At 67.3% G+C, this 25234-nt stretch carries 20 protein-coding genes; 11 read left to right on the plus strand and 9 right to left on the minus strand.

What is annotated here, in order from left to right; all coding sequences use genetic code 11:
- Nucleotides 1-5: 5 nt before the first annotated feature.
- On the minus strand, nt 6-1040 hold the full coding sequence (locus tag LCM32_RS16295) for a LacI family DNA-binding transcriptional regulator (RefSeq protein WP_224822151.1): 1035 nt from the start codon (nt 1038-1040) through the stop codon (nt 6-8).
- A 157-nt stretch (nt 1041-1197) separates the two neighbouring features.
- Between LCM32_RS16295 and LCM32_RS16300 the strand changes: the two genes are divergently transcribed.
- The 10 genes from LCM32_RS16300 to iolB all read left to right on the plus strand — a co-directional run bounded on the left by LCM32_RS16300 (nt 1198) and on the right by iolB (nt 12983).
- Nucleotides 1198-2172, plus strand: coding sequence for a sugar ABC transporter substrate-binding protein (locus LCM32_RS16300; protein ID WP_224822152.1), 975 nt, complete (start codon nt 1198-1200; stop codon nt 2170-2172).
- A gap of 101 nt (nt 2173-2273) precedes the next feature.
- Nucleotides 2274-3323 (plus strand): ABC transporter permease, encoded by a 1050-nt coding sequence (locus tag LCM32_RS16305; RefSeq protein ID WP_224822153.1) that lies wholly within the window; start codon nt 2274-2276, stop codon nt 3321-3323.
- A gap of 10 nt (nt 3324-3333) precedes the next feature.
- Nucleotides 3334-4344 carry an ABC transporter permease gene (locus tag LCM32_RS16310; protein WP_224822154.1) on the plus strand — a complete coding sequence of 337 codons (1011 nt, stop codon included), beginning with the start codon at nt 3334-3336 and terminating at the stop codon, nt 4342-4344.
- A 10-nt stretch (nt 4345-4354) separates the two neighbouring features.
- Nucleotides 4355-5188: an ATP-binding cassette domain-containing protein gene (locus LCM32_RS16315; RefSeq protein WP_224822155.1), complete on the plus strand. Its 834-nt coding sequence runs from the start codon at nt 4355-4357 to the stop codon at nt 5186-5188.
- Nucleotides 5189-5278: 90 nt separating this feature from the next.
- Nucleotides 5279-6178: a sugar phosphate isomerase/epimerase family protein gene (locus tag LCM32_RS16320; protein WP_224822156.1), complete on the plus strand. Its 900-nt coding sequence runs from the start codon at nt 5279-5281 to the stop codon at nt 6176-6178.
- A 25-nt stretch (nt 6179-6203) separates the two neighbouring features.
- Entirely contained in the window at nt 6204-7226 is a 1023-nt protein-coding gene (locus LCM32_RS16325) for a Gfo/Idh/MocA family oxidoreductase (RefSeq protein ID WP_224822157.1), read from the plus strand.
- Nucleotides 7227-7286: 60 nt separating this feature from the next.
- The gene (locus LCM32_RS16330; protein ID WP_224822158.1) at nt 7287-8228 is read left to right on the plus strand and encodes a sugar phosphate isomerase/epimerase family protein; all 942 of its coding nucleotides are present in this window, start codon (nt 7287-7289) and stop codon (nt 8226-8228) included.
- A gap of 57 nt (nt 8229-8285) precedes the next feature.
- Nucleotides 8286-10199, plus strand: a complete 1914-nt coding sequence (locus LCM32_RS16335) for a bifunctional 5-dehydro-2-deoxygluconokinase/5-dehydro-2-deoxyphosphogluconate aldolase (RefSeq protein WP_224822159.1) — start codon at nt 8286-8288, stop codon at nt 10197-10199.
- Nucleotides 10200-10307: 108 nt separating this feature from the next.
- Entirely contained in the window at nt 10308-12131 is a 1824-nt protein-coding gene (gene iolD / locus LCM32_RS16340; RefSeq protein WP_224822160.1) for a 3D-(3,5/4)-trihydroxycyclohexane-1,2-dione acylhydrolase (decyclizing), read from the plus strand.
- 57 nt (nt 12132-12188) lie between these two features.
- A complete protein-coding gene (iolB, locus tag LCM32_RS16345) occupies nt 12189-12983 on the plus strand; it encodes a 5-deoxy-glucuronate isomerase (RefSeq protein WP_224822161.1) in 795 nt (264 codons plus the stop codon).
- 102 nt (nt 12984-13085) lie between these two features.
- On the opposite strand, the gene LCM32_RS16350 is transcribed toward iolB, so the two are convergent.
- From LCM32_RS16350 to LCM32_RS16360, 3 genes are read right to left on the minus strand one after another with little or no spacing between them, the layout of a single operon-like run.
- Entirely contained in the window at nt 13086-14393 is a 1308-nt protein-coding gene (locus LCM32_RS16350) for a c-type cytochrome (RefSeq protein WP_224822162.1), read from the minus strand.
- 3 nt (nt 14394-14396) lie between these two features.
- Nucleotides 14397-16181: a GMC family oxidoreductase gene (locus LCM32_RS16355; protein WP_224822163.1), complete on the minus strand. Its 1785-nt coding sequence runs from the start codon at nt 16179-16181 to the stop codon at nt 14397-14399.
- An 18-nt stretch (nt 16182-16199) separates the two neighbouring features.
- Complete coding sequence (locus tag LCM32_RS16360) at nt 16200-16955, minus strand: gluconate 2-dehydrogenase subunit 3 family protein (protein ID WP_224822164.1); 756 nt, start codon at nt 16953-16955, stop codon at nt 16200-16202.
- A gap of 416 nt (nt 16956-17371) precedes the next feature.
- On the opposite strand from LCM32_RS16360, the gene LCM32_RS16365 reads away from it, so the two are divergent.
- Nucleotides 17372-18412: a LacI family DNA-binding transcriptional regulator gene (locus tag LCM32_RS16365; RefSeq protein ID WP_224822165.1), complete on the plus strand. Its 1041-nt coding sequence runs from the start codon at nt 17372-17374 to the stop codon at nt 18410-18412.
- Nucleotides 18413-18433: 21 nt separating this feature from the next.
- On the opposite strand, the gene LCM32_RS16370 is transcribed toward LCM32_RS16365, so the two are convergent.
- From LCM32_RS16370 to LCM32_RS16390, 5 genes are all read right to left on the minus strand, one after another.
- Complete coding sequence (locus LCM32_RS16370; RefSeq protein WP_224822166.1) at nt 18434-19738, minus strand: sigma-54-dependent transcriptional regulator; 1305 nt, start codon at nt 19736-19738, stop codon at nt 18434-18436.
- Nucleotides 19735-21549, minus strand: a complete 1815-nt coding sequence (locus LCM32_RS16375; RefSeq protein ID WP_224822167.1) for a sensor histidine kinase — start codon at nt 21547-21549, stop codon at nt 19735-19737. The genes LCM32_RS16370 and LCM32_RS16375 overlap by 4 nt, the downstream gene beginning before the upstream one ends.
- Nucleotides 21550-21552: 3 nt before the next feature.
- A complete protein-coding gene (locus LCM32_RS16380; RefSeq protein ID WP_224822168.1) occupies nt 21553-21960 on the minus strand; it encodes a DUF1850 domain-containing protein in 408 nt (135 codons plus the stop codon).
- Nucleotides 21957-24056, minus strand: a complete 2100-nt coding sequence (locus tag LCM32_RS16385) for a TRAP transporter permease (RefSeq protein WP_224822169.1) — start codon at nt 24054-24056, stop codon at nt 21957-21959. Before LCM32_RS16385 ends, LCM32_RS16380 begins: the two co-directional genes overlap by 4 nt.
- A 63-nt stretch (nt 24057-24119) precedes the next feature.
- On the minus strand, nt 24120-25067 hold the full coding sequence (locus tag LCM32_RS16390; RefSeq protein ID WP_224822170.1) for a TAXI family TRAP transporter solute-binding subunit: 948 nt from the start codon (nt 25065-25067) through the stop codon (nt 24120-24122).
- Between the last annotated feature and the right edge of the window lie 167 nt (nt 25068-25234).

A 25234-nucleotide genomic window follows, 5' to 3' on the forward strand; every position in this document is an offset into this window, starting at 1 on the left:
GCGGGTCAGATGCTTTCGGGCGTGACGATTTCGAAGGGCAGGGTGCGCTGCAGGGTCGTAGTGGGCCCGTTGTCCTGCTTCACGTCGATCATCGTCTGCACCAGCAGTTCCGACGTGGCCTCCAGCGGGTGGCACAGGGCGGCAGTGATCAGCCCCTCCGACAGGCCCTTGCGGGTTTCGGGGCCGATGTCCCGGCAGATCAGGCGGATGCCGCGACGCCGTTCCTCGGGGATTTCGCGCAGCGCCCGCAGGACGCCCGAGATGCCGCCGCCGAAGATCAGGATCGCGGCGAGGTCGTCGTGCCGGGCGATCAAGTCCTTGACCATCTCGTAGGCGCGCCGGGAATCCTCCTGCGTCGGACGGCTTTCCTCGACCATCAGGTGGGGGGCGTGCTCGCGCACGTAGGCGCGGAAACTGGCATCGGCCACGTCCTGACAGAGATACCGGTAGTTCCCCAGAAAGACCGCAACCCGCCCGGGGCCATGGGTCATGCAGCTGACGAGGTAGGCGGCCGTGCGGCCCATCTTCCAGTTGTTCATCCCGACGAAGGCAGCGCGCTCCGGCGCGGATTGATCGGTGATGTAGGTTACCACCGGTGTGCCCGCCTCGCGCAGGTCGCGGATCGCGTTGCCGATCACCGGGTGGTCGGCGGCGATCACCGCCACCGCGTCGCATTCCTGCCCGAGGGCCTTCAGCCGGGCGGCGATATTCTCGGGGGTGAGGATCTCCACGAAGTCGATCAGCGGGTCGATGATCTCTTCGGAGCGCGCCCGGCAGGCCTCGATGATCTTGCGGGCGAAGAGCTGGTAGAGCTCCCGGGAGCTCTGCTGCAGCAGGAAACCGAATCGAAAATGGGGTGCGCTCTGCTTCACCCGGTCCTCGATTGCCCCCAGCCCGTAGAAGCCGATCCGTTCGGCCGCGGCCTGCACCCGCTGCATCGTCGCCCCGCGGACCGAGGCGCTGCCAGCGAGAATGCGGTTCACCGTGGAGACCGAAACCCCTGCTTCTGTTGCGAGATCTGCGATGGTGGGGCGGTTCATGGGCATTCTTCCGGATTGAGTTCGTATCATTATGAATGACACATTTTGATACGATTGCAACGTTAGATGTTATTCACGATTTCAAAGATGAGACGTATTGGCTAGCTCTACGGTCAGTCAAATCCCGGAGGGAGCCGGGGTTCGAGGAGGAGACATCATGAATAAATTCACCCGTTTCGCGGCCACAGCGGCCTGCGCGATCACGGCGAGCTGCATGGCCACGGCCGGCTTCGCCGCGGATATCTTCGTCGTCGGCGGCAAGCCCGATGACACGTTCTGGTCCATCGTGAAGCGCGGCGCGGAAGACGCCGGCAAGGTGGTCGAGGCACAGGGCGGTTCCGTCACCTGGCTCGGGCCGCAGAACTACGACAACCTTGGTGTGGACGCGGCAGAGCTGATCCGCCAGGCCATCGATCAGGGCGCGGATGCGGTCGTGGGGGCGAACTGGGTGCCCGAAGCGATGGACCCGGCCTTCAAGGCGGTGGTGGACGCGGGCATTCCGCTGATCATCTACAACGCCGGTGGCATCGACGCGGCGGACCGACTGGGCGCGATGAACTACGTCGGCTCCGACGACTTCAAGGCAGGCAAGGCCGGCGGCGCGCATCTCGCCGAGATGGGCAACACCAACGGTGTCTGCATCAACACCCTGCCGGGTGCAGCCAACATCGAGAACTTCTGCGGCGGCTTCGTCGAGGGGATCACCGAGGCCGGGGGCGAAGGCTCTGTTCTGCCGCTGCCCGCGACCTCCTTCGGCTCGGCCACGGCGGTGGCGCAGGCTGTCCGGGCGCACCTGCTCCAGAACCCGCAGATCAACGCAGTGTTCACCGTGTCCAACGGCGACGCAAACGCGGCCATCTCGGGCATCCAGCAGGCCGGCAAGATGGGCAAGGTCGCCGTCTGCGGGATCAACTTCGACGAGACGATCCTGAACAATATCAAGGACGGCAAGATGGCCTGCGCCATTGACCAGCAGGGCTACATGCAGGGCTACCTCGCCGTGTCGATCCTGAACGCGCGGGTCAACTACGGCCTCACCGTGCCGACGCGCGAGATCCTGACCGGCCCCGGCATCATCGACAGCACCAACGTCGAGGCCACCATGGCCGGCGTGAAGGCCGGCACCCGCTGACACCACGCGACGCCTGTCCGCGCCCCCGCGGCGCGGACGGCACCGGAGGAGACCGGCCCGCGGGCCGGCACGTCACGTCACTACAGGGGGAGAGACACGTCATGGCTACCGCCGCACGAACCGACACAGCCGCCACGGGCGCGCCAGGGAAGACCGGGGGACGGTCTCTGGGTGCGCTGATCCGGCGGCCCGAGGCGGGCTCGGTCCTGGGCCTTGTCGCGGTCTTCGCCTTCTTCACACTGGTTTCCGGGCAGATCTTCGTTTCGCCCGCGGGCTTTGCCAGCTGGCTCAACGTCGCGGCCGAGATCGGTATCGTGGCGCTGCCCATCGGCCTGCTGATGATCGCGGGCGAGCTGGACCTGTCCATCGGGGCGGTGATCCCGGCGGCCTCTTTGTCCTTCGCCATCGTCAGCGGGCATTACGACATGCCCGAGGTGATCGGTGTGGCCGTTGCGCTTGGCGTCGGGCTGCTGGTCGGCGCGGTGAACGGGTTCCTCGTCCTGCGCACCGGCGTGCCCTCGCTGATCGTCACCATCGGCACGATGTTCGCGGTCATGGGGCTGACGCTGGGCCTGTCCGTGCTGCTCACCGGATCGACCTCCACCAACGTGGTGCCCGCCCCGGTCTGGAAGGCGATCTTCGGCACCTTCATCGGCGGCATGTTCCAGGTCACGATCTTCTGGTGGATCGCCTTTGCCGCGGTGATCGCCTACGTGCTGCACGTCACGCCCTTCGGCAACTGGATCTTCGCCATGGGCGGCGATAAGACCAGCGCCCGCAACGCCGGCATCCCGACCGAGCGGCTGACGATCACGCTCTTCATGGTCTCGGGCTTCGCCGCCGCCTTCGTCGGCGTCAGCCAGGCCATGGTCTACCAGAGCGCGCAGGTCGCCGGCGGTCAGGCCTTCATCTTCAATTCCATCATGTGCGTGGTCATCGGCGGCGTTCTCCTGACGGGCGGTTTCGGCTCGGTCGTGGGCATCGTGCTGGGTACGATCACCTTCTCGATGGTCAACCAGGGCATCTACTTCACCGGCTTCGATCCGAACCTCGGGTCGGTCATCATCGGCGCGCTGCTGCTGCTCGCGGTGCTGATGAACGACACCTTCCGGCAGATGGCCCTCTCCTATTCCACCAAGAAGAAGAGCTGAGGGCAGGATCATGTACGAAGTCTTCGCCGGAACCCTTCTGAAACGCCCCGAGGCGGGCGCCGTCCTCAGCCTCGTCGCCGTGATCCTCTTCTTCGTGATCTTCGGCGGCGTCGACCTCGCCAACCTTCTGGGCGCTGCGAGCTGGGTGAACTTCGCCGCCAACCTCGGCATCGTGGCGATCCCCGTGGGCCTGCTGATGATCGCCGGAGAGCTGGATATCTCCATCGGCGCAATGATCCCCGCGGGCTCCATGACGATCTCCATCGTCTCGGGCTATTACGAGCTGCCGATCGTGGTGGGCATCCTGTGCACCCTCGGGCTCGGCGTGCTGGTCGGGCTGATCAACGGGCTGCTGACGGTGCGGACCTCGGTGCCCTCGCTGATCATCACGCTGGCCACCCTGGTGGCGATGCAGGGCCTCGTTCTCTCCGCCTCCGTGCTGCTGACCGGCAAGGCCTCGGTCCCGCTGGCGGCGCCCGAATGGACCAAGGCGATCTTCGGTCAGCTGATCGGCGGCTCGTTCCAGATCATCATCTTCTGGTGGCTCGCCGTCGCGGTTCTGGCCTGGGTCGTCGTGCACCACACCCGCTATGGCAACTGGCTCTTCGCCATGGGGGGCGACAAGGAAAGCGCCCGCAACGCCGGCATCCCGACCACCAAGATGACGATCTGGCTCTTCGTCCTTTCGGCCACGGCGGCGACCTTCGTGGGCATGTGCGGGGCGATCCTCTTCAACTCGGCGCAGGTCTCGGGCGGCATGAACTACATCTTCAACGCCATCGTCTCGGTGGTGGTCGGGGGTGTCCTGCTGACCGGCGGCTTCGGCTCCATCATCGGGATCTTCTTCGGCACGCTGACCTTCGCGGTGGTGAACCAGGGGATCTACTTCACCGATATCGACCGCAACTGGTCGTCGCTCATCATCGGCGTGATGCTCCTGCTGGCCGTGCTGATGAACAACAGCTTCCGCTCGATGGCGCTGAACTACGCGCCGCGCAAGAAATCCACTTCCAAGGCGTGAGGACCCGACAATGACGGAACCGGTTCTGGAACTTCGCAACGTCAACAAGTCCTTCGGGCCCATCGACGTGCTGCATGACATCAACCTGACCATCAACGCGGGCGAGGTGCTCTGCCTGCTGGGGGACAACGGCGCGGGCAAGTCCACGCTGATCCGGACCCTCGCAGGGGTGCACAAGCCGACCACCGGACAGATGTTCATGGACGGCGAGGCGGTCAGCTTCGACAAGCCCAAGGATGCCGCTGACCGGGGTATCGCAACGGTACACCAGTTTGGCGGGACCTTTCCGCTGATGACCATCGGGCGCAGCTTCTTCGTGGGCTGCGAGCCGACCAGGAAGATCGGCCCGTTCAAGGTCTTCGACCGCAAGACCGCGAATGAAACCGCAGTGAAGGCCGTGCAGGAGTTCGGCATCACCCGCATCGACGATGGCGACCGCCTGATCGGCGGCCTGTCGGGCGGCGAACGCCAGTCGCTGGCGATTGCCCGCGCCGTGCACTTCGGGGCCCGGGTGCTGATCCTTGACGAGCCGACGGCGGCGCTTGGCGTGAAACAGGCCAGCCACGTGCTGCGTATCGTGCTGGAGGCCCGGAAACGCGGCATCGCCGTGATCTTCATCACCCACCAGGTGACCCACGCCATGGCGGTGGGCGATCACTTCGCGGTGCTGATCCGCGGCGCCGTGGCCGCCAACTTCATGCGCGGCGAGAAGAGCCGCGAGGAAATCACCGATCTCATGGCGGGGGGCGAGGCGCTCGCCGACCTCGACACCGCCATGGAGGACTACAAGGACAGCCACGACGGCCACCCGCCGCAGCCCGCAAGCCGCGCAACCGTCGCCTGACACCCGCCCGCACCGGGCAGACCGCAGCAACCGGTGACCCCCGTGGGCACCGGACCGGGACACGCATTCTTTCTGGGAGGAGAGACAGAGATGAAGATCGCCCTCGACCCGTTCATGCACCGCCACCTCAGCCTCGAGGAGCTGCCGTCCAAGGTGGCCGAACTCGGCTACGAGTGGATCGAGCTGAGCCCCCGGGCCGATTTCCTGGAGTGGTTCAAGGCGCCCCGCGTCTTCCCCGACCGGGTGAAGAGCTTCAAGAAGGCGCTGAACGATGCCAATGTCGGCATCTCGTCGCTGCTGCCCATGTATCGCTGGGCCAGCCCGGACGAGGCAGAGCGGCAGGCCGCCGTCCGTCACTGGAAACGCGCCATCGAGATCTGCGTCGAACTGGGCGTGGACGTGATGAACTCCGAATTCGGCCGGGGTCCGCATCCTGACAAGGGCGGCTGCTACTGCTGCCACACCGGCTCGATGATCGAGACCTGCGAAGATGCCTGGTGGCGCTCGATGGAGGAACTCGTGCCCATCGTGGAGCGCGAGGGCATCATGCTGCATATCGAGCCCCACCCCGAAGACTGGGTCGAGGAGCTGAAGCCTGCCGTCGACATCATCCGGACGGTCAACTCGAAGAACGTGAAGTTCCTCTACTGCGCGCCGCACACCTACTACTTCGGTGACGACACCAAGGAGATGCTGCGCGAATGCGCCGACGTGCTGGCGCATGTCCACGTGGCGGACACCTTCAACCACAAGGCCAGCTCGGGCCTGCGGTACATCTTGAACCCGCCGGGCACCAATGCCCGCATTCACCAGCACCTCGACATCGGGCAGGGCGAGGTCCCGTGGGACGACTTCTTCGGCACGCTGGCCGAGATCGGGTTCGACGGGATCATGACCGCCTGCGTCTTCGCCTGGGAAGACCGGATGGACGCATCGGGCAAGTTCATGCGCTCGGAAATCCAGCGCTACGTCGACACGTATTTCAAGTGAGCCCTGGCAGGGGAGGTCGGAAAAAATGACGTTGAAAGTAGGCGTAATCGGGACCGGCATGATCGGTCAGGACCACATCCGCCGCCTGACGCAGGTGCTGTCGGGCGCGGTGGTCACCGGGGTGACGGACATCGACCTCGAACGGGCGGCTTCGGCCGCCCCGATGGGGGCGCAGGTCTTTGACACGCCGCAGGCGCTGATCGGCTCGGACGAGGTCGAGGCCGTCGTGATCTGCTCTTGGGGGCCGGCCCACGAGGAACAGCTGCTGACCTGTATCGCGGCCGGCAAGCCGGTCTTCTGCGAGAAGCCACTGGTCACCTCGGCCGAGGCCGCGCTGCGGGTGATGGAGGCCGAAGTCGCCTTTGGCCGTCGCCTCGTGCAGGTGGGGTTCATGCGCCGCTTCGATGCGGACTACCGGCGGCTGAAGGCGGTGATCGACGGGGGGACGCTGGGCCTGCCGCTGATGTACAAATCGGTGCACCGGAACGCCTCGGTGCCCGCAGGGCTCTATACTTCGGACATGCCGCTGAACGACACGCTGGTGCATGATGCGGATATCTCGCGCTGGCTGCTAAATGACGAGGTGGCCGAGGTCGAGGTCCGCCTGCCGCGCCGCTCGCGGCAGGGCTGCGACCTGCGCGATCCGCATATCGTCCTGCTGCACATGGTCAGCGGCGTGATCGTGGATGTCGAGATCTCGGTGAACATCGCCTACGGCTACGACATTCGCGGCGAGGCCTCCTGTGAACGTGGCGTGGCGGCCCTGCCGAACCGTCCCGCGACGGTGATCAGCGATGCGCACGGCATCCGGCAGGCGATCCCCGAGGACTGGCGCGAACGCTTCCTCGAGGCCTACGACCAGGAATTCCGCGAATGGATCGTGGCCGCTTCCGATGGCACGGCCACCGGGCCCTCCACCTGGGACGGCTATGCCGCGACCCTCGTGGGCGATGCCGCCCTGCGCGCCGTCGCGAGCGGCGTCCGCGAACCCATCAGTTTGATCGAGAAGCCCGCCCTCTACGGTCCTCCCGTTGCGCGTGCTGCTTGATCTCGCGGCCCGGCGCCTCCCCGCCGGGCCGCCCCTAACGTCTTCTGAAGGAGCGAAGACATGAAACTGTCCATCTGCACCGACGTGATGGGGGCGCTGCCCTTTACCGAGATGCTCGACACCTGCGTGGCCCTCGGCGTCGAGGGGATCGAAATGACGGGCGGCGGCTGGTCCCCCGCACCGCATTTCCGCGCCGAGGACCTGCTGGCCGACCGGGGGGAGCTGAAGAGGCGCCTGAAGGAGATCGAGGCCCGGGGCCTGCAGATCGCCGCGCTGAACTGTTCGGCCAACCCGCTGGATCCCGGCGAGATGGGCAAACGCCATCGCCGCGAGATGGAGGACACGATCCGCCTCGCCGGAGAGATCGGCGTGACCAAGATCGTCACCATGTCCGGCCTGCCCGAGGCCGCACCGGGGGACATGGTGCCCAACTGGCTGGTCTACACCAAGAGCTGGCCCGCCGAGATGCCCGAACGCGACCGCTATCAGTGGGAAGATCGGGCCTTTCCGCTCTGGCACGACCTCGTGACGCTGGCGACGGACGTGGGGGTCGAGAAGATCGCCCTCGAAAACTTCTCGGCCATGTTGGTCTGGAACCCCGAGACGCTGTTCCGCCTGCGCAACGAGGTGGGCGAGATGGTCGGCATGAACCTCGATCCCAGCCACCTCTTCTGGAAGGGGGCCTGCCCGATCGCGGTGGCCCGGGCGCTTGGCCCGGCGATCCACCATGTCCATGGCAAGGACACCCGGATCGAGCGCGGCCTGTGCGACGTGAATGGCCTGCTGGAAACGCGCGAGGTGACCGACGTGGCCAATCGCGCGTGGAACTACGTCGCCGTGGGCGCGGGCCATGACCTGCAGTGGTGGAAGGAGTTCTTCTCGGTCGTCGGCATGATGGGCTACGACGGCTGGGTTTCGCTGGAAATGGAGGATTTCACCATGTCCACCGAGGCCGGCATCCGTTCCTCCATCGACGCGCTGCAAGCGACGATCATCCGGTGACGCCATGACGAGGGCAGGCACCACGCGCGACACGCGACCCGGACAGGGGGAAACGACATGACCAAGACACTCGACGTGATCACCATCGGCCGGGCCGGGGTGGACCTCTACGGCGCCCAGATCGGCGGGCGGCTGGAGGATATGGGCTCCTTCGACAAGTATATCGGCGGCTCGCCCACCAACATGGCCTGCGGCACCGCCCGGCTGGGCCTGCGGTCGGCGCTGATCACCCGCGTGGGTGACGAGCATATGGGCCGTTTCATCCGCGAGGAGCTGCAGCGTCACGGCGTCGATGTGACCGGCGTCCGGACCGATCCCGAACGGCTCTCGGCGCTGGTCATCCTCGGCATCCGGGATCAGGAACAGTTTCCCCTGATCTTCTACCGCGAGAACTGCGCCGACATGGCGCTGTGTGCCGATGACATCGACGAGGGGTTCGTGGCCAAGGCCCGCGCGGTCGTGGCCACCGGCACGCACCTCGCCCACGAGACGCCCCGCGCGGCGGTTCTCAAGGCGCTGGAGCTGGCCAGAAAACACGGCGGGCAGACCGCCCTCGACATCGACTACCGTCCCAACCTCTGGGGCGTCGCGGGCCATGGCGACGGCGAAAGCCGCTTTGTCGAAAGTGCCCGCGTGACCGAGAGCCTGCAAGAGGTTCTGGGCCACTTCGACCTGATCGTCGGCACCGAGGAAGAGTTCCACATTGCAGGCGGCTCCACCGACACGGTCACGGCGCTGCGCGCGGTGCGGGCGGTCTCCTCCGCCACGCTGGTCTGCAAGCGCGGGCCGATGGGGGCGGTCGCCTTCGAGGGGGACATCCCCGACAGCCTCGATGACGGTCAGACCGGTCCGGGCTTCCCGATCGAAGTGTTCAACGTGCTCGGCGCGGGCGATGGCTTCATGTCGGGGCTGCTGAAAGGCTGGCTCGACGGCGAAAGCTGGCCGGTGGCTTTGAAATACGCCAACGCCTGCGGGGCCTTCGCGGTGTCACGCCATGGCTGTACCCCGGCCTATCCGTCGTGGGAGGAGCTGATGTTCTTCTTCGAACGCGGGCTCGTCCGGCCCGACCTGCGCAACGACGCGGAACTGGAACAGGTGCATTGGGCCACCAACCGCCACGGCGACTGGTCGGCCCTGCGCACCTTCGCCTTCGACCATCGAAGCCAGCTGGAAGAGATGGAAGGCTATACGCCTGCGAAGGGTGCCGCCTTCAAGGAGCTGTGCCTGAAGGCCGCGCTTGCGGTGCAGGACGGGCGGCCCGGCTATGGCATCCTGTGCGACAACCGGATCGGGCGCAGCGCGCTCCACGCGGCCTCGGGCAGCGGGCTCTGGATCGGGCGGCCGACGGAACTGCCCGGCTCGCGGCCCATCGCCTTCGAACCGGAACTGGGCGCGGACCTCGGACAGTTCCGCGAATGGGCGCGGGAAAACGTGGTGAAGCTGCTGGTCTTCTGCCACCCCGACGATGATGCGACGACCCGCGCGCTGCAGGAGGAACGGGTCAAGCAGCTCTTCACCGCGGCGCGGCGCAACGGGCTCGAATTCCTGCTGGAGGTCATACCTTCCAAGGTGGCCCCGGTGGATGACCAGACCACCGCCACGCTGATCCGCCAGTTCTATGCCGCCGGGGTCTACCCCGACTGGTGGAAGCTGGAGCCGTTCCGCACCGAGGCCGCCTGGACCAACGCCGTGCAGGCGATCGAGGAAAACGATCCCCATACCCGCGGCATCGTGGTTCTGGGGCTGGATGCGCCCGAGGCCGAACTGGCCGAAAGCTTTGCCCTCGCGGCACGGCAGCCGCTGGTGAAGGGCTTCGCCGTGGGGCGGACGATCTTCGGGGATGCGGCGCGTGCGTGGATGCGGGGCACGATGGGGGATGCCGAAGCGGTTTCACAGATGGCCGAACGCTACGGGCGTCTCTGCGGGCAATGGGATGCAGCCCGCGCAGAGGCGCGTCGGAACGCAGCGTGACGGTCGGGGGCGTCCCCCGTTCCCGGTGCGCTGAACCGGGGGCGGGGGACATTTCAGGATTTTCCGGAAAGGGGAGGGGCCGCGCGCCCCTCCGGGAGGACAGGTAAGATGGGCACGATCAGGCTGACGGCGGCGCAGGCCATGGTGAAATGGCTGAGCGTCCAGATGACCGAGGACGGCGAGCGTTTCGTCGAAGGGATGTGGGCGATCTTCGGCCACGGCAACGTGGCGGGCATCGGCGAGGCGCTGCACCGCTATCGTGATGATTTCCCGACGTGGCGCGGGCAGAACGAACAGACCATGGCCCATGCGGCCATCGCCTATGCCAAGACGAAAAAGCGGGCGCGGGCGCAGGCGGTGACCTCCTCCATCGGGCCGGGTTCCACCAACCTCGTGACCGCGGCAGCACTGGCCCATGTGAACCGGCTGCCGTTGCTGATGGTCTGCGGCGATGTCTTTGCCAATCGCCGCCCGGACCCGGTGTTGCAGCAGATCGAGGATTTCGACGACGGGACCGTTTCGGCCAACGACTGCTTCAAGCCGGTGGTGCGCTACTTCGATCGGATCACCCGGCCCGAGCACCTGCTGACCTGCCTGCCGCGCGCCATGGCCGTGATGACCGATCCGGCCAACTGCGGGCCGGTCTGCCTTGCCTTCTGTCAGGATGTGCAGGCCGAGGCCTACGACTACCCCGAGGCGTTCTTTGCGCCGAAGGTCTGGCGCATTCGGCGGCCGGAGCCCGACCCGCGCGAACTGGCGGACGCGGTGGAGATGATCCGCGCCGCGCGCCGTCCGATGATCGTCTCGGGCGGCGGGGTGCTCTATTCCGGGGCCGAGGCGGTGCTCTCTGCCTTCGCCGCCCGGCACGGCATTCCCTTCGTCGAGACGCAGGCGGGCAAGGGCGGCCTCTCGTGGCAGGACCCGATGAACTTCGGCTCGCCCGGCGTGACGGGCTCTGCCTGCGCCAATGCGCTCGCGGCCGAGGCTGACCTGATCATCGGCGTCGGCACCCGGTTCCAGGATTTCACCACCGGGTCCTGGACGGTCTTCGGCGGGGAGGACCGCAAGCTGCTGGCGATCAACCTGCACGGCTACGACGCCACCAAGCATTTCGCGACGCCCGTCGTGGGCGACGCCCGTGTCGCGCTGGAGCGGATATCGCAGGCCCTCGGCGAGACTGCCTTCAACTGGCATGATCCCACCGCCCGGACGGGCTGGCACGACACGGTGCGCGACGTGACCGCCGCCCCGGCGCAGGCCGGGTTGCCTTCCGATGCGCAGGTGATCGGCGCGGTACAGCGGGCCGCGCCCGATGCCGTGGCCATGTGCGCCGCGGGCACCATGCCCGGCGCGTTGCAGGTGCTCTGGCAGGCCGCGCAGGGGGGCTACCACATGGAGTACGGCTATTCCTGCATGGGCTACGAGGTGGCCGGGGCCATGGGCATAAAGCTGGCCGCGCCGGAGAAGGAGGTGATCTGCTTCGTCGGTGACGGCTCCTACATGATGGCGAACTCCGAGCTTGCCACGGCGGTCATGCGGCGCGTGCCCTTCACCGTCGTGCTGACCGACAACCGCGGCTACGGGTGCATCAACCGGCTGCAGATCGAATGCGGCGGGGCCGAGTTCAACAACATGTACAAGGACAGCAACGTCGAGGTGCAGCCCGAGATCGACTTCGTCGCCCATGCCGCCGCGATGGGGGCCCATGCGGAGAAGGTGGCCACCATCGCCGAACTGGAGGCCCGGATCGCCGAGGCGCGCGGGCGCGACATTCCCTCCGTGATCGTCATCGACACCACTGCCGTGCCCGGCACCGGTGCGGGTGGCCACTGGTGGGACGTGGCGGTGCCGCAGGTCGGCGGGCCGGAGCGGCTGGAAAAGGCGCGGGCACATTACACGGCCATGCAGTCAACCCAGCGTGTCTTTAACTGAGGCGCCCTGCGGGCAACGCGACCAAGGCGGGGCAGTGGCCCTGCAAAGGAGACAGGAATGAGCGAGCTTCTACACCGCCCCTTCGGCACCCACGGCGAGGTGCTGAGGATCACGCCCGAAAGCGCCGGCTGGCGCTACGTGGGCTTCTCGCTCCACCGCCTGCGCCCCGGTGAGACGGCCGCGGCCAAGACCGGCGACCGCGAGGTGATCCTCGTCATCGTCGAGGGCCGCGCCAAGCTGAGCGGTGCCGGTCAGGACTGGGGCGAGCTGGGGGATCGGATGTCGGTCTTCGAGAAGACGGCGCCCCATTGCCTCTACATTCCGAACGGAAGCGACTGGAGCGCCGAGGCCACCACCGAGTGCACCATCGCCGTCTGCTCCGCCCCCGGACAGGGCGGCCATGCGGCGCGGCGCATCGGTCCCGACGGGATCACGCTGACCCAGCGGGGGGCAGGCACCAACACGCGTTTCATCAACAACATCGCCATGGAGGGCGAGGACTACTGCGACTCTCTGCTGGTGACGGAGGTCTTTACCCCGGCGGGGCACTGGTCCTCCTATCCCAGCCATCGCCATGACGAGGATGACTTCCCGCGGATCACCTATCTGGAAGAGACCTACTACCATCGGCTGAACCCGGCCAACGGCTTTGGCATCCAGCGGGTCTATACCGATGACCGGCTCCTGGACGAGACCATGGCGGTGCATGACCATGACGTGGTCTGCGTCCCGCGCGGGCATCACCCCTGCGGTGCCCCGCACGGGGTCGAGATGTACTATCTCAACGTCATGGCCGGGCCCCGGCGCAACTGGCGCTTCGTGGCCGCGCCCGAGCTTGAGCACCTGATGTAGGCCGGAGCTTTCCGGCGATCCGATAGAAAATCCGATAGAAAAAGGGCGCGCCGGCAAACGGCGCGCCCTTAGGTGTCCCTGTTGGGAGGATCGGGTTCTGCGTCAGTGCGACGGCGCCCCGATCTTCTCTCTCGCGCCCAGCTCTTCGCGCATCTGCGCGACCTGTGCAGGATTAACGGCGGTCGCGCCATTGCCCCAGTTGTTGCGCACGTAGGTCAGGATCTCGGCGACCTGCGCGTCGGACATCTTCCACGCGAAGGAGGGCATCCCGGCGGCGGTCTGACGCACGCCGGTGTGCGGGGCGCGTGCGCCCTTCAGCATGGCGTGGATCATCCCCGACGGGTCCGAGAGCATCGCCTTGTTGCCCGCGAAGGCCGGGACCATGCCCGTGATCCCTTCGCCCGCCAGACCGTGACAGGCCGAGCAGTTGACTTCGTAGTCATCGGCGGCGCGCTGCATCTCGGCAGTGTCCAGCGAGAGCGGCGCGACAGGCGCGACATCGGAGGCCTTGAGCGAGGTCAGGTAGCTGCCCACGGCGAGCGCGTCTTCCTGCGTCAGGTACTGAAGCGAATGTTCCACCGCCTCGGCCATCGGGCCCGCCGCGACGGAAATGCCGTCGGAGCCGGTGCGCAGGTAATCGGCGATCTCCTCGGCCGTGCTGCCGCCCAGACCCACGTGGGGGTTCTGCGTCAGGTCAGGGGCATACCAGCCGTCCACGACGCCGCCTTCGAGGTAGGCCGAGGCCATCTCGGCGCCCAGTTCGTTGCGCGGGCTGTGGCAGGCGGAGCAGTGGCCCGCACCATCCACGAGGTAACGGCCGCGCTCGGTCTCCGGGTCGCCGTCGAAGCCGGCGTTGTCGAAGAACAGCATGTTCCAGCCCGCCATGGCGAGACGCTGGTTGTAGGGGAAGCGCATGCCGCCGTTCTCGTCGATCGGGTTCGAAACCGGCGCGACCGTGGACATGTAGTCCCAGAGGTCGTGCATGTCCTGATCGGTGAGCTTGGCATAGGCCGTGTAGGGCATTGCCGGGTAGAGCATCCCCTCGGAGCCCTGACCGTGGCGGACCGCGTTGAAGAAGTCGCGTTCGGTCATGGCGCCGATGCCGGTCTCGACGTCGGGGGTGATGTTGGAGGAGACCAGCGTGCCAAAGGGCGTGGCGATCTCGTAGCCGCCGGCGAAGTCGCCCGCGCCACGGGTGTGGCAGGCCGCGCAGTCGCCCGCCCGCATGACGTATTCACCGCGCGCAATGGCGTCCTGATCCTCGCTGGTGAACTCGGCCAGCGTGATCGTGTCATCCGCCACGGCCGAGCGCGAGGTGTTCAGCGTCTGGTAGGCCCAGACCCCCGCCCCGGCGGCGGCGATGACCGCCACCCCCAGAACGCCCGCGCCGATTTTCTTGATGCTTGCCATGGGTTACGCCTCCACCAGCGGGCCGGGGTTGTTGATGTAGGTTTCGTGGATCGCGCGGGCCGCGCGCACCGCGAGGGCCCCCACCGTGAGGGTCGGGTTGTAGCCGCCGTTGTTCGGGAAGGCGGAGGCGCCGACCGAGAACACGTTGTGGCAGTCCCAGCTCTGCAGGTAGGGGTTCAGCGCCGAGGTGCTGGGATCGGAACCCATCACGAGGCCACCGATCGTGTGCGAGGAGTGCTGCTTGTAGGGGTTCCACGCCGCTTCGGCCTGGTTGTCGACCATGAGGTCTTCGCCGCCCGCTTCCTTCATGATCTCGATCGCCTTCTCGGTGGCGAAGTCGATCATGGATTTGTCGTTGCGGTTCCAGTCGAAGGTCAGGCGCAGCAGCGGCTGGCCGTGGCGGTCCTTGTAGGTCGGATCGAGCGAGAGGTAGGCGTCGCGCGTGGGCATCGAGGTGCCCTGGCAGAAGATGTTGGCCACCTCCTGGTAATCCCGCGCATATGCCTCTTTCCACTCCGAGCCCCAGCGCTTGTTGCCCGGACGGATGCCGTTCATGTTGGCGATCGGGCGCCCGTTGGTGGAATAGCCCATGATCCCCGCACCGCCGATGAAGTCGAGGTCGGCGTGGTCGAAGTTGTCGCCGTTGTAATCGTCGATCTGCACGCCGAGCGCGCCGCCGCCGATGAACGGGTTCATCTTGGCCCCCGAGAAGAAGCCGGTGACCGAGGAACAGGTCTGGTAGCTGTAGTTGCGCCCGATGGTGCCCTTCATGGTCGTCGGGTCATATTGCTCGCCGATGCCCGAGAGCAGCATCAGGCGGACGTTGTCCATCTGGTAGGCGGTGATGCAGACCACGTCGGCGGGCTGGAAGCCCTCTTCGCCGTCGCGGGTGACGAATTGCACGCCCTTCACGGTCTTGCCGTCCTCGTGCTTCACGGCGTGGAGCACTTCGGTCTCGGTCAGGACGGTGAAGTTCGGGCGGCGCATCAGCGCGGGCAGGATGCAGGCCTGTGGGCTCGACTTGGAGAAGTTGCCGCAGCCGTGGAAGTCGCAGAAGCCGCAGTAGGTGCAGGGCCCCATCGTGACGCCCAGCGGGTTCACGTAGGACTGCGAGATGTTGCCCGCCGGGATCGTGAACGGGTTGTAGCCCATGCCTTCCGTGGTCTCACGGTACATGCGCATCCAGTTCGTGTCCTTCAGCTCGGGCGTGGGGTAATCCCGTTCGCGCGGGCCCTCGAAGACGTTGCCGCCCTTGATCCGCTCGCCGTTCAGGTTGCCCGCCTTGCCGGAGGTGCCCGCGATCCGCTCGAAGCGGTCGTAGTAGGGGGCCATCTCCTCGTAGGTGACGCCCCAGTCCTGCAGTTGCAGGCCCTCGGCCATCAGGCTGTCGAGCCGGGCTTCGCCATAGCGTTCCGCGGTCTGGGTCGCGACCTCGAAGTCCCAGGGCAGGAAGCGCCAGGACATGCCGGCCCAGTGGGTCCCGGCGCCTCCGACGTTCCAGCCGAACTGGAAGGCGTTCCAGTTGCGCACGGGGGCTGCGGTCTGGCCGGTCTTGTTGCGGAAGGTGGTGGTTTCCACGCTCATCGGCTGCAGCAGCTCGCGGCGGGTGTGCCAGCGAAGTTCGTCAGGGTCGACGGCGGGGGGGAAGTCGGTCGAGGTGTCGCGCCATGCGCCACGTTCGATTGCCACGACGTTGAGGCCTGCGCGGGTCAGCTCCTCGGCCATGACCGAGCCGGCCCAGCCGAGACCGACGATGACCACGTCGGCCTTGGGACGTTCGTTTGCCATTTGGGTGTCTCCTTGGCCTTAGTCGTTCGGGATCAGGCTGACGGGCGTGAGGTTCAACTCTTCGCCGCGTTTTTCGATGTAGGGGCGGAAATCGTAGCGCGCCCCCGGGAAGCCGATCATCTTCCAGCCGGCCATGTCGCGGTTGCCGCCATAGAGCGGGTCCGCGAGGTAGCCCTCGCGGGCGTTCTGCAGCATGAGTTCGAAGAAGGCCTGGCCGTCCACGTCATCGCCGAGGTCGATCTCGCCGGCTTCCAGCCCGGTCAGGATCTCGTCGATCCGGTCGGGCGAAAGGGCGGCAAAGGCGGCGCCGTCGGTGGCCTGTGCATAGGCCTCCAGCGCGGGCAGGCCCGCGGCGTAACGGTCGCGCGGGGTGGCAAAGACCTGTGCCGCCCCCATGATCGCGGCCTCGCGTTCCCGGTTCATCGGCCCGTCGAGGTAGAGCGCCGCGCCCTCGCCGTAGGGGCGGGAAAGCTGGTCGTCGAGAAACTCGAGGCAGCCTGCCTCGGAGGCCGAGGGGCCCTGGTCATCCGCGGGGATCAGCCGGTCGAAGGCGGCCTTCAGCGTGGCGCGGTCGGTTTCGTCCGTGAGGATGCGGAAGCTGCCGCCGCGGTGGGCGGGCACCGGCAGGTGGTCGGCGGACATGGCGGTTTCATGGGGGAAGCCGTGCAGCTCGGCGGCGCGACCGGTCGTGGCGAGGCCAGTGGCCGCCGCCGCGGTGCCGATCGAGAAGAGCGCCTGCCGCCGGTTCATGCCGGGGGACTTGGGGGAGGTCATGGGGACACCTCTGTCTGCTTGCCGCTCGGCCGCGCGTGCACGACGGCCGAGCCCGCCGGCGCGGGCCGGTGGGGGACCGTCCGGCAGCCGGACGATTGCGACATGGGTTTTCGTGTGGTCAGGACGTGTCGGCGGGGCCGGCCGGCCTGTCGGGAGGGTCGCACAGCCGGGTATCAGGAGGGTCCACACCGGGTGCACGTCTGTGTCCTGCGGTATGCCGCAGCGCGGAGAGCGGCAAGGCGAGACATCCGGTCGCACCCGGGTCGGGCTGCTTTTGCGTCACGGTGAGGGATGCTGACGGGTTTGACACGTCAAATTGACGGCCCGTGTTAGACTGGTCTTGCAGGTGCGCTTAAGTCTTGCTTAAGGCGCAGCCAGTGTCGGGGCAGGGGCCCCATGACAGCCGGAGATGACCCTTGGCCCAGCGACTCACCATGGCCGATCTTGCCCGCGAGGCGGGCGTCAGCCTGTCGACTATTGATCGCATCCTGTCCGGGCGCGGCAAGGTGAAACCTGCCACGCTCGACCATGTCCTCGCCACGGCCGAGCGGATCGGCTTCCACGCCGTGGGCTCGATCCGGTCGCGCCGCGACATGGCGGTGCCGGAACGCACGCTGGGCTTCCTCCTCAATGATCGGGCGCGCCATTTCTATCAGGCCTTCAGCCAGCAGCTGTCCAGCGAGGTGGCAGCCCAGACCAGCATTCAGGGCCGCGCAATCTTTTCCCATGTGACGGATCTCGATCCGGCCCGCATGGCCGATGCACTGCTGACGCTGGGCGAGAAATGCGATGCCGTGGCCGCCGTGTGCATCGATCACCCGCGGATCAACATGGCGGTGAAGGACCTTGCCGCGCGCGGCGTGCCGGTGCTGCCGATGATCTCCGACATCTCGGCGCCGGAACGTGCGGGCTTCGTCGGCGCGAACGACTGGCAACTCGGCCGCTCGGCGGGCTGGTTCGTGCGTCGCCTGTGCCCGCGTGGCGGCAAGATCGCCCTCGTGCCGGGCAACGTGCGCTACACCTGCCAGCAGTCGCTCGCGGCCAGTTTCCGGGGCTTCATATCGGAGGTGACGACGCCGCGCTTCACCGTGATCGACGTCCCTTCGACCGAAGAGAGCGACCTGCGGGCGGAGGAAGTCGTGACCTCGCTGCTGCGGGAACATCCCGATCTCGTGGCGATCGTCCTGTCGGGCGGCGGGCTTCAGGGGGCCGCGCGCGCGCTGGCCAGCCGCGGCCAAAGCGAGCGCACGGGCCCGCTGCTGATCGGGACCGAGATCACCGAGAAGACCCGCGCCCTGCTGGTCGAGGGGCGGATCGACATGATCCTCGCCCATCCCGGCAAGGACATCGCGCGCGAGGCCGTGCGGGCGCTGGTCCGGCAGATGGAGGGGCTCGACAAGCCGCAGGGCGTGCAGCGCGTCCTGCCCTTCGAGATCCTCATCGGCGAGAATTGCTGAGGCGGGCGTTCCGTCAGGACCTCAGACCCGGATCCCGTAGCGGCTGATCTTGTCGTTCAGGGTGCGTCGCGCCATGCCCAGCGACCGGGCCGCGCGTTCCGTGTTGCCCCGGCAGCGTTCCAGCGTCAGGCGAATTTCGCGCGCCTCGAAGGCCGCGACCCGGTCGGCGAGGCTTTCGGCCTCCACCGGGGCGGCGGCAGGCCCCTCCGGCATGTCGAGGCCGAGGGCAAAGCGTTCCGCCAGCGCCTTCAGCTCGCGCACGTTGCCGGGCCATGGGCGGCGCAGCAGAGACTGCTTCAGTGCGTAGTCGATCTCGGGCAAGGGGCGGCCATAGCGGGCGGCGGCAAGCCCCGCGTAGTGCGAGAAGAGCAGCAGGATATCGTCGCCGAGGGCGCGCAGCGGCTCCACCGCGATCTCGGCACCCGCGAGGCGGTAGAAGAGATCGGCGCGGAAGGTCCCGTCCAGTGTCAGCGACCGCAGGTCGGTCTTGGAGGTCGCGATGATCCGCAGGTCGAGCGGGCGCAGACGGTTTTCGCCCAGCCTCTCGACGGCGCGCTCCTGCAGGGCGCGCAGCAGCTTGGGTTGCAGGGCGGCGGGCATCGCCTCCACCTCGTCCAGCATCAAGGTCCCGCCGGAGGCCGCCTCCAGCTTGCCGGGCTTGTCCTGCGCACCGGGGAAGGCGCCCGCGACATGGCCGAAGCATTCGATCTCGAAGAGCGTCTCGGGCAGGGCGGCGCAGTTCACGGCGACGAAGGGCCCCCCGGCGCGGGGGCTGGCGGCATGCAGGGCACGGGCCACCAGTTCCTTGCCGGTGCCGGTCTCGCCGGTGACGACGATGTCGATCTCGGTGGGCGCAAGGGCCGCGATCCGGTCCCGCAGGGTGGTCATGGCCGAGGACTGGCCCAGCAGGCCGCCGCCCTCTGTCCGGGTCATGCTGTCCTGCAGGCGGCCGATCTCGGCCCGGGCGGCGCGGCCACGCAGGGCGCGTTCGATCACCGTGACGAGGTGCATCCCGTCATAGGGCTTTTCGAGGAAATCCTCGGCCCCTGCCCGCATCGCCTGCACCGCCTGCGGCAGGTCGCCATGGCCCGAGATCATGATCACCGGGCAGTCGGGATCGCGTTCCAGCGCGGCGGAGAGCACGGCGTGCCCGTCCATGCCCGGCATCCTGAGGTCGGTGATCACGAGGTCGGGCCGGGCCCCGGCGGCCATGGCAGCACTGCCGCCGGCAAAGCCCTCGGCCCGGAAACCGGCGGCTTCCAGCAGATCGCAGAGCGCAAGGCGGTGGTCGGTGTCATCCTCGACCACGTGGATCAGCGGGATCATTCGGCTGCCTCCTGTCCGCTCTCATCGGGGGCGTTCCGTTCCAGCATCGGCAGCAGCACCGACACTTCGGCACCGCCCTCGGGACGCGAGCGGAAGTCGAGCCGCCCGCCGAACTGCTGGACCACCTCGGAGGAGATCGCAAGCCCCAGTCCCAGACCCTCGCCGCCCATCTTGGTGGAGAAGAAGGGCTCGGTCACGCGGGGCAGCACCTCGGGGTCGAAGCCGGGGCCGTTGTCGCGCACGGCGATGCGCAGCATCCCGTCCTCCTCGGCCAGCGCGATCACCACCTCGCCGTGGCCGGGCTCCACCGCCTCGATGGCATTGCCCAGCAGGTTGACCAGCACCTGTTCCAGCCGCGCCGTGCCCGCCTGCACCACGGGGTTGAACGTGGGCCGTTCAAAGCGCGGTTCCAGCCCGGCGACATTGGCGCGCGGCAGGACCAGTTGCAGCGCGGATTGCACCACGGGCACCACGGTCACGGGGTGCAGAGGGGCGACCTCGCGGCGCGAGAAGTTCTTGAGGTGTTTCGTCATCCGCTGCATCCGCCGGATCAGGCCCCGGGCCGATTGCAGGCGGTGAGAGGTCTGTTCCGGCGCGCGGGACAGGCTGAACTCGGCCGCCGTCAGCGTGGCCTCCATCGCGGCGAGCGGCTGGCTCACCTCGTGCACGATGGCGGCGGACATCCGGCCGAGGGCGGCCATCTTCTCGGTCTGGACGAGGGTTTCCTGCGTGGCGCGCAAGTCGGCCTCGGCCTGCCGGCGGGCGACCACTTCGCGGGCCAGTTCGGCGGTACGGACCTGCACCTTGCGTTCCATCATGTCGGTCTGGCGGATGCGCAGCGCGATCAGCCGCAGCCGGTGGCGGCGCATGTCGGCCAGCGCCAGCCCCATCAGCCCGGCCAGCAGGACGAAGCCCGCCGTCAGCGCGGCGGCGGCCCGCGCAGGCAGCACGGGCGCCGCGGCGATCAGGCGCCAACCCTGTTCGAACCCGGTGGAGCGCAGGATGGTGGTGCGGCCAAGGCCCGCGACCATCAGGGCGCTCTGCCCGTTCTGCATTAGCGGGTCGGCCTCATCCAGCGGGGTGGAGAAGTAGAGTCGGGATTCCTGCAGCCGCGCCAATGCCGCCTCTCCCAGCGGGTAGAGCGGGCGATAGCGCCACGCGGGCAGGGAGGAAAGGAAGACCACCCCGTCGCGATCGGTCACGGCGACATGCTGGCCGGTCTCGATCCACGCCGCCTCCAGCGGGCGCAGGTCGATCTTCACCACCATGACGCCCACGGGCGTGGCATTCTCCCCGCCAATGCGGGAGGCGATGAAATAGCCCGGCTCGCCAGTGGTGACGCCGATGCCGTAGACCGCGCCGCTGCCGGTGGCGAGCGCATCGGTGTAATAGGGCCGGAAGCTGTAGTCTGAGCCGACATAGCTCGTCTCGGTCTGCCAGTTGGAGGCGGCGATGGTCACCCCCTCGGCGTTCAGCAGGTAGAGCTGACCCGAGCTGGAATAACGCGTGACCCGTTCGAGGTAGCGGTTCGCGGCGTCAATGGTCCGGGGATCCTCCGGGGCGATCAGCGCCTCGCGGATGCGGTCACTCTCGCCGGCGACGCGGGGCAGGTAGCGGAAGCGGTCGATCTCGGTCTGGAGCGCGTGGCTGCCGACCTGCAGGGTCTGTTCCAGCCCCTGCCGCGTCTGCAGCAGCACCCATTGCCAGGCCAGCCCGCCGCAGAGCAGGGCGGCCAGGGCGACGACTGCAAGCCGCGCCCACCAGACCGACCGGAGCCGGTGCCGCAGACGGTCCCGGACCCGCCCACGCATGGCTCAGCTGCCGTCGCAGGGGGCGAGGTGGATGGGAGCGCCCGAAGTGGCGCCAAGCTCGACGCAATCGGCGCCGCAGAGCGTCCAGGCCGAGGGCGTCTCGCCGGAGGCGGCAAGCGTCAGGTCGCGCACCGGGGGCAGGTCGGGCGCCCAGACCCACCAGCCGTCTTCGAAATGGCCGCCCTCGCCGGGCTCCATTCCCGCGCCGGAGCCTTTTACCGCGGCCTCGACGAGGTGAAGGCGACGGTCTCCCGTCGCCTCCTTGGTCTGTGCTGTGCCCGTGTCGGGGACGATCACTTCCCAGACCTCGCGCCAGGCCTGCTTCTCGACGGAGTGGGTCCACTCCAGCGAGAAACGGTCACCTGCCGCGAGCGAGAGGATCATCGCCCCTGCCATCAGGCAGCTGCTCACGATGCCACCGGCGCCTTGCGGCGGAACCACAGCAGGGCCGCGAAGATCGCCACGAGGGCAAAGCCGACCTCATCCGTGATCGGCATCGCGGCCACGAGGGTGAAGGCCCCCGCCACGGCGATGGCACGTTCCCAGATCGCCAGCGGACGACCCAGCCAGCCGATGACCGATGCCCCCCAGAGACCGAGCGCCAGCAGCGCCTTCACGAGGATGTAGGCCACCGCCGGCCAGTAGCCGATGGCATCCGCCAGCGGGCCGCCGTCCTGCAGCATCAGGGCGGGGGTATAGACCGCCATGAAGGGCACGACGAAACCGGCTGCCGCCACCTTGATCGCCTCGAAGCTGATCTTCAGGCCGCTTTCCTTGGCGATCGGGGCTGCTGCAAAGCAGGCCAGTGCCACGGGCGGTGTCAGGTCGGCGAGGATGCCGAAGTAGAAGACGAACATGTGGCTGACGATCAGCGGCACACCGAGGTCCAGCAGCGCGGGGCCCGCGATGGAGGAGGTGATGATGTAGTTCGGGATCGTCGGGATCCCCATGCCGAGGATGATGCAGGTGATCATCGTCAGGATGAGGGAGAGGAACAGGCTGTTCTGCCCGACCGAGACGATGAACTGGCCAAAGGTGTTGGCCGCACCGGTCAGGGTCATCACCCCGATGATCACGCCCACCAGCGCACAGGCGATCCCGACGGGCAGGGCCGTCTTGGCACCGTCCGCGAGGCTGTCACGGCAGATGGCCAGCGTCTCGCGCCCGCCCTTGGAAATCGCGTTGGCGGCGATCAGCAGGGCCAGCATCAGCAGCAGGGCGTTGATGCCGAACTTGAAGAAGGCCGAGGCCCCGATGCCGAGGATGATCCAGAAGATCACCCGCACCCCGGTCGACCCCATGCCGAGCGCGATGGAGGCGCCGAGGATCAGCATGCCCGTCAGCGCAAGGCCGATGGTGCCCGCGAAGAGCGGCGTGTAGCCCGAGAACAGCAGGTAGACGAGGACCGCCAGCGGCAGGATCAGGTACCAGCCTTCCTTCAGCGCCTTGCGGGCCGAGGGCAGCGCGTCGCCGGAGAGGCCGCGCAGGTCGCGCTTGCCGGCTTCGAGGTGGACCATCCAGAAGGCGCCCGCGAAGTAGAGGATCGCGGGCACGAGGGCCGCTTTCACCACTTCGATGTACTGCACGCCCAGCGTCTCGGCCATGATGAAGGCCACGGCGCCCATGACGGGGGGCATGATCTGGCCGCCCATGGAGGAGGTCGCCTCGACACCGCCGGCGAAGGCGGGACGGTAGCCGAAGCGCTTCATCAGCGGGATGGTGAACTGGCCGGTGGTGACCACGTTGGCCACGCCCGAACCCGAGATCGTGCCCATCAGGCCCGAGGAGAGCACCGAGACCTTGGCCGCGCCACCCATCTTGTGGCCCACGAGGCCCAGCGAGACGTCGGTGAAGAGCTTGATCATGCCCGCCTTCTCGAGGAAGGAGCCGAACAGGATGAAGAGGAAGATGTAGGTCGCCGACACGTAGGTCGGGATGCCGTAGATGCCTTCCGTACCGTAGGCGATCTGCTCCACCACCTGTTCGAAGGCATAGCCGCGGTGGTTGAAGGGCGAGGGCAGGTGCTGCCCGAAGAGCGCATAGGCGAGGAAGAAGCCGCAGATTATCGGCAGGGCAGGGCCCATCAGCATCCATGCGGCGGTGAAGACGGTGACGACGGCGACGCAGCCGAAGACCAGGTCCAGCGTGGTCGGGTCACCGGCCCGCATCAGCAGGGGGACATACTCGATCCACTGGTAGGCGGCGATGGCCACGCCGGCGGCGCCGAGCAGCCAGCACAGCACGCGGACGGGCGAGGAAAAGCCGCGGCCGATGGCCAGCAGCGGGAAGCCGAGCGCCATCAGGAAGGCCACGTGCACGGCCCGCATCACCTGGCTGGGCAGGTCGATGACATGGGCGGCAATCGCGATCTGGTAGAGCGAGAAGGCAACCGCGAGCCAGAAGAGGAAGCGGCCCGCCGCGGAGGCGGGGAAGCTGTTGGCCAGCGGATCGTGGATCTCGTTCGATTCCTCGGTGCGCGTTTTGGCCGAAGTCGTAGGTTCTGTCATGATACCCTCCCGAAACAACAAAGGCGGCCCGGGAAACCGGACCGCCTTACGGTGTTGCCGGTCTTACATAAGACCTTGTTCTTTGTAGTACTTCTCCGCACCCGGGTGGAGCGGGATGGGCGAGTTTGCGATCGCATCCTTGATGTTGATCGCGCCGGCTGCCGCATGGGCCGCCTTCATCTGGTCGAGGTTCTCGAACAGCAGTTTGGTCATCTCGTAGGCCAGTTCATCCGACACGTCGGTGCTGGTCACGAGGATGTTGGTGATCGCCAGGGTCGGGATGTCCGCGTCCTGACCGGGGTAGGTGCCCGCGGGGATCGTGCCGGCCGCGTAGGGCGCGCCAAGGGTCTCTGCCACTTCCGCCGGAACCGACACATAGGTCACGTCCTGGGTCGAGGAGAGGTCCTTCAGGGCTGCGGAGCCGAGGCCCGAGCTCTGCAGGGTGGCGTCGAGCTGACGGTTCTTCATCAGTTCAACCGATTCGGCGAAGGGCAGGTATTCCACCTTGCCGAGATCGTCGTAGGTCATGCCGAGCGCGCCGAAGATCTTGCGTGCGTTGACCTCGGTGCCGGACTTGGCCGCACCGACCGAGACCGACTTGCCCTTGAGGTCGGTCACCGTGGTGGCGCCCGCCGCCGAGGAGGCTGCGATCTGGATGTAGTTCGGGTAGATTGCGGCGATGGCGCGCAGCTTGTCGAGCGGCTTGGAGAAGCCGACGTCTGCGTTGCCTTCGTAGGCGTCTTTCACCGAATCGCCGAGCGCGAAGCCGATTTCGCCACGGCCCTGCTGCAGCAGGTTCAGGTTCTCGACCGAGGCTTTGGTCGATTGCACCTGCGTGCGGCTGTCGGGAATGCCCTTGGCGTAAATGTCAGAAAGCGCCACGCCGAGCGGATAATAGACACCCGAGGTGCCGCCGGTCAGGACGTTAATGAAGTCCGTTGCCATTGCGGCAGGGGCGGACAGGGAAAGGGTGCCGGCGACAAGTGCGCCGAGCCCAAGGCTCTTGAACATGGTAATCCTCCCAGATTCAACGCGTTCCAGTACGCGTGCGGCGCTATTCTTGGGCAGGGACTGCCTATGTGCAAGGCGGCTGACGGGATCTTGTTGCGGAATCTTCGCGGGGTTCTGCCACGGGCGGGGCGGAAATCTGCCCCGCGCCCGTGCGGACCGGGGGCCGC

It is taken from the genome of Pseudooceanicola nanhaiensis, assembly GCF_020171315.1.
In the GTDB taxonomy this organism is placed as follows: domain Bacteria; phylum Pseudomonadota; class Alphaproteobacteria; order Rhodobacterales; family Rhodobacteraceae; genus Pseudooceanicola; species Pseudooceanicola nanhaiensis_A.

Excerpts from the sequence above, each read along its gene's own strand:
- LCM32_RS16370 (WP_224822166.1), bottom strand. The coding sequence starts at position 19,738 with ATGATCCCGCTGATCCACGTGGTCGAGGATGACACCGACCACCGCCTT.
- LCM32_RS16320 (WP_224822156.1), top strand. The coding sequence starts at position 5,279 with ATGAAGATCGCCCTCGACCCGTTCATGCACCGCCACCTCAGCCTCGAG.
- LCM32_RS16310 (WP_224822154.1), top strand. The coding sequence starts at position 3,334 with ATGTACGAAGTCTTCGCCGGAACCCTTCTGAAACGCCCCGAGGCGGGC.
- LCM32_RS16385 (WP_224822169.1), bottom strand. The coding sequence starts at position 24,056 with ATGACAGAACCTACGACTTCGGCCAAAACGCGCACCGAGGAATCGAAC.
- LCM32_RS16390 (WP_224822170.1), bottom strand. The coding sequence starts at position 25,067 with ATGTTCAAGAGCCTTGGGCTCGGCGCACTTGTCGCCGGCACCCTTTCC.
- LCM32_RS16315 (WP_224822155.1), top strand. The coding sequence starts at position 4,355 with ATGACGGAACCGGTTCTGGAACTTCGCAACGTCAACAAGTCCTTCGGG.
- iolD (WP_224822160.1), top strand. The coding sequence starts at position 10,308 with ATGGGCACGATCAGGCTGACGGCGGCGCAGGCCATGGTGAAATGGCTG.
- LCM32_RS16360 (WP_224822164.1), bottom strand. The coding sequence starts at position 16,955 with ATGACCTCCCCCAAGTCCCCCGGCATGAACCGGCGGCAGGCGCTCTTC.
- LCM32_RS16355 (WP_224822163.1), bottom strand. The coding sequence starts at position 16,181 with ATGGCAAACGAACGTCCCAAGGCCGACGTGGTCATCGTCGGTCTCGGC.
- LCM32_RS16300 (WP_224822152.1), top strand. The coding sequence starts at position 1,198 with ATGAATAAATTCACCCGTTTCGCGGCCACAGCGGCCTGCGCGATCACG.
- LCM32_RS16295 (WP_224822151.1), bottom strand. The coding sequence starts at position 1,040 with ATGAACCGCCCCACCATCGCAGATCTCGCAACAGAAGCAGGGGTTTCG.
- LCM32_RS16350 (WP_224822162.1), bottom strand. The coding sequence starts at position 14,393 with ATGGCAAGCATCAAGAAAATCGGCGCGGGCGTTCTGGGGGTGGCGGTC.
- LCM32_RS16375 (WP_224822167.1), bottom strand. The coding sequence starts at position 21,549 with ATGCGTGGGCGGGTCCGGGACCGTCTGCGGCACCGGCTCCGGTCGGTC.
- LCM32_RS16330 (WP_224822158.1), top strand. The coding sequence starts at position 7,287 with ATGAAACTGTCCATCTGCACCGACGTGATGGGGGCGCTGCCCTTTACC.
- LCM32_RS16335 (WP_224822159.1), top strand. The coding sequence starts at position 8,286 with ATGACCAAGACACTCGACGTGATCACCATCGGCCGGGCCGGGGTGGAC.
- iolB (WP_224822161.1), top strand. The coding sequence starts at position 12,189 with ATGAGCGAGCTTCTACACCGCCCCTTCGGCACCCACGGCGAGGTGCTG.
- LCM32_RS16325 (WP_224822157.1), top strand. The coding sequence starts at position 6,204 with ATGACGTTGAAAGTAGGCGTAATCGGGACCGGCATGATCGGTCAGGAC.
- LCM32_RS16305 (WP_224822153.1), top strand. The coding sequence starts at position 2,274 with ATGGCTACCGCCGCACGAACCGACACAGCCGCCACGGGCGCGCCAGGG.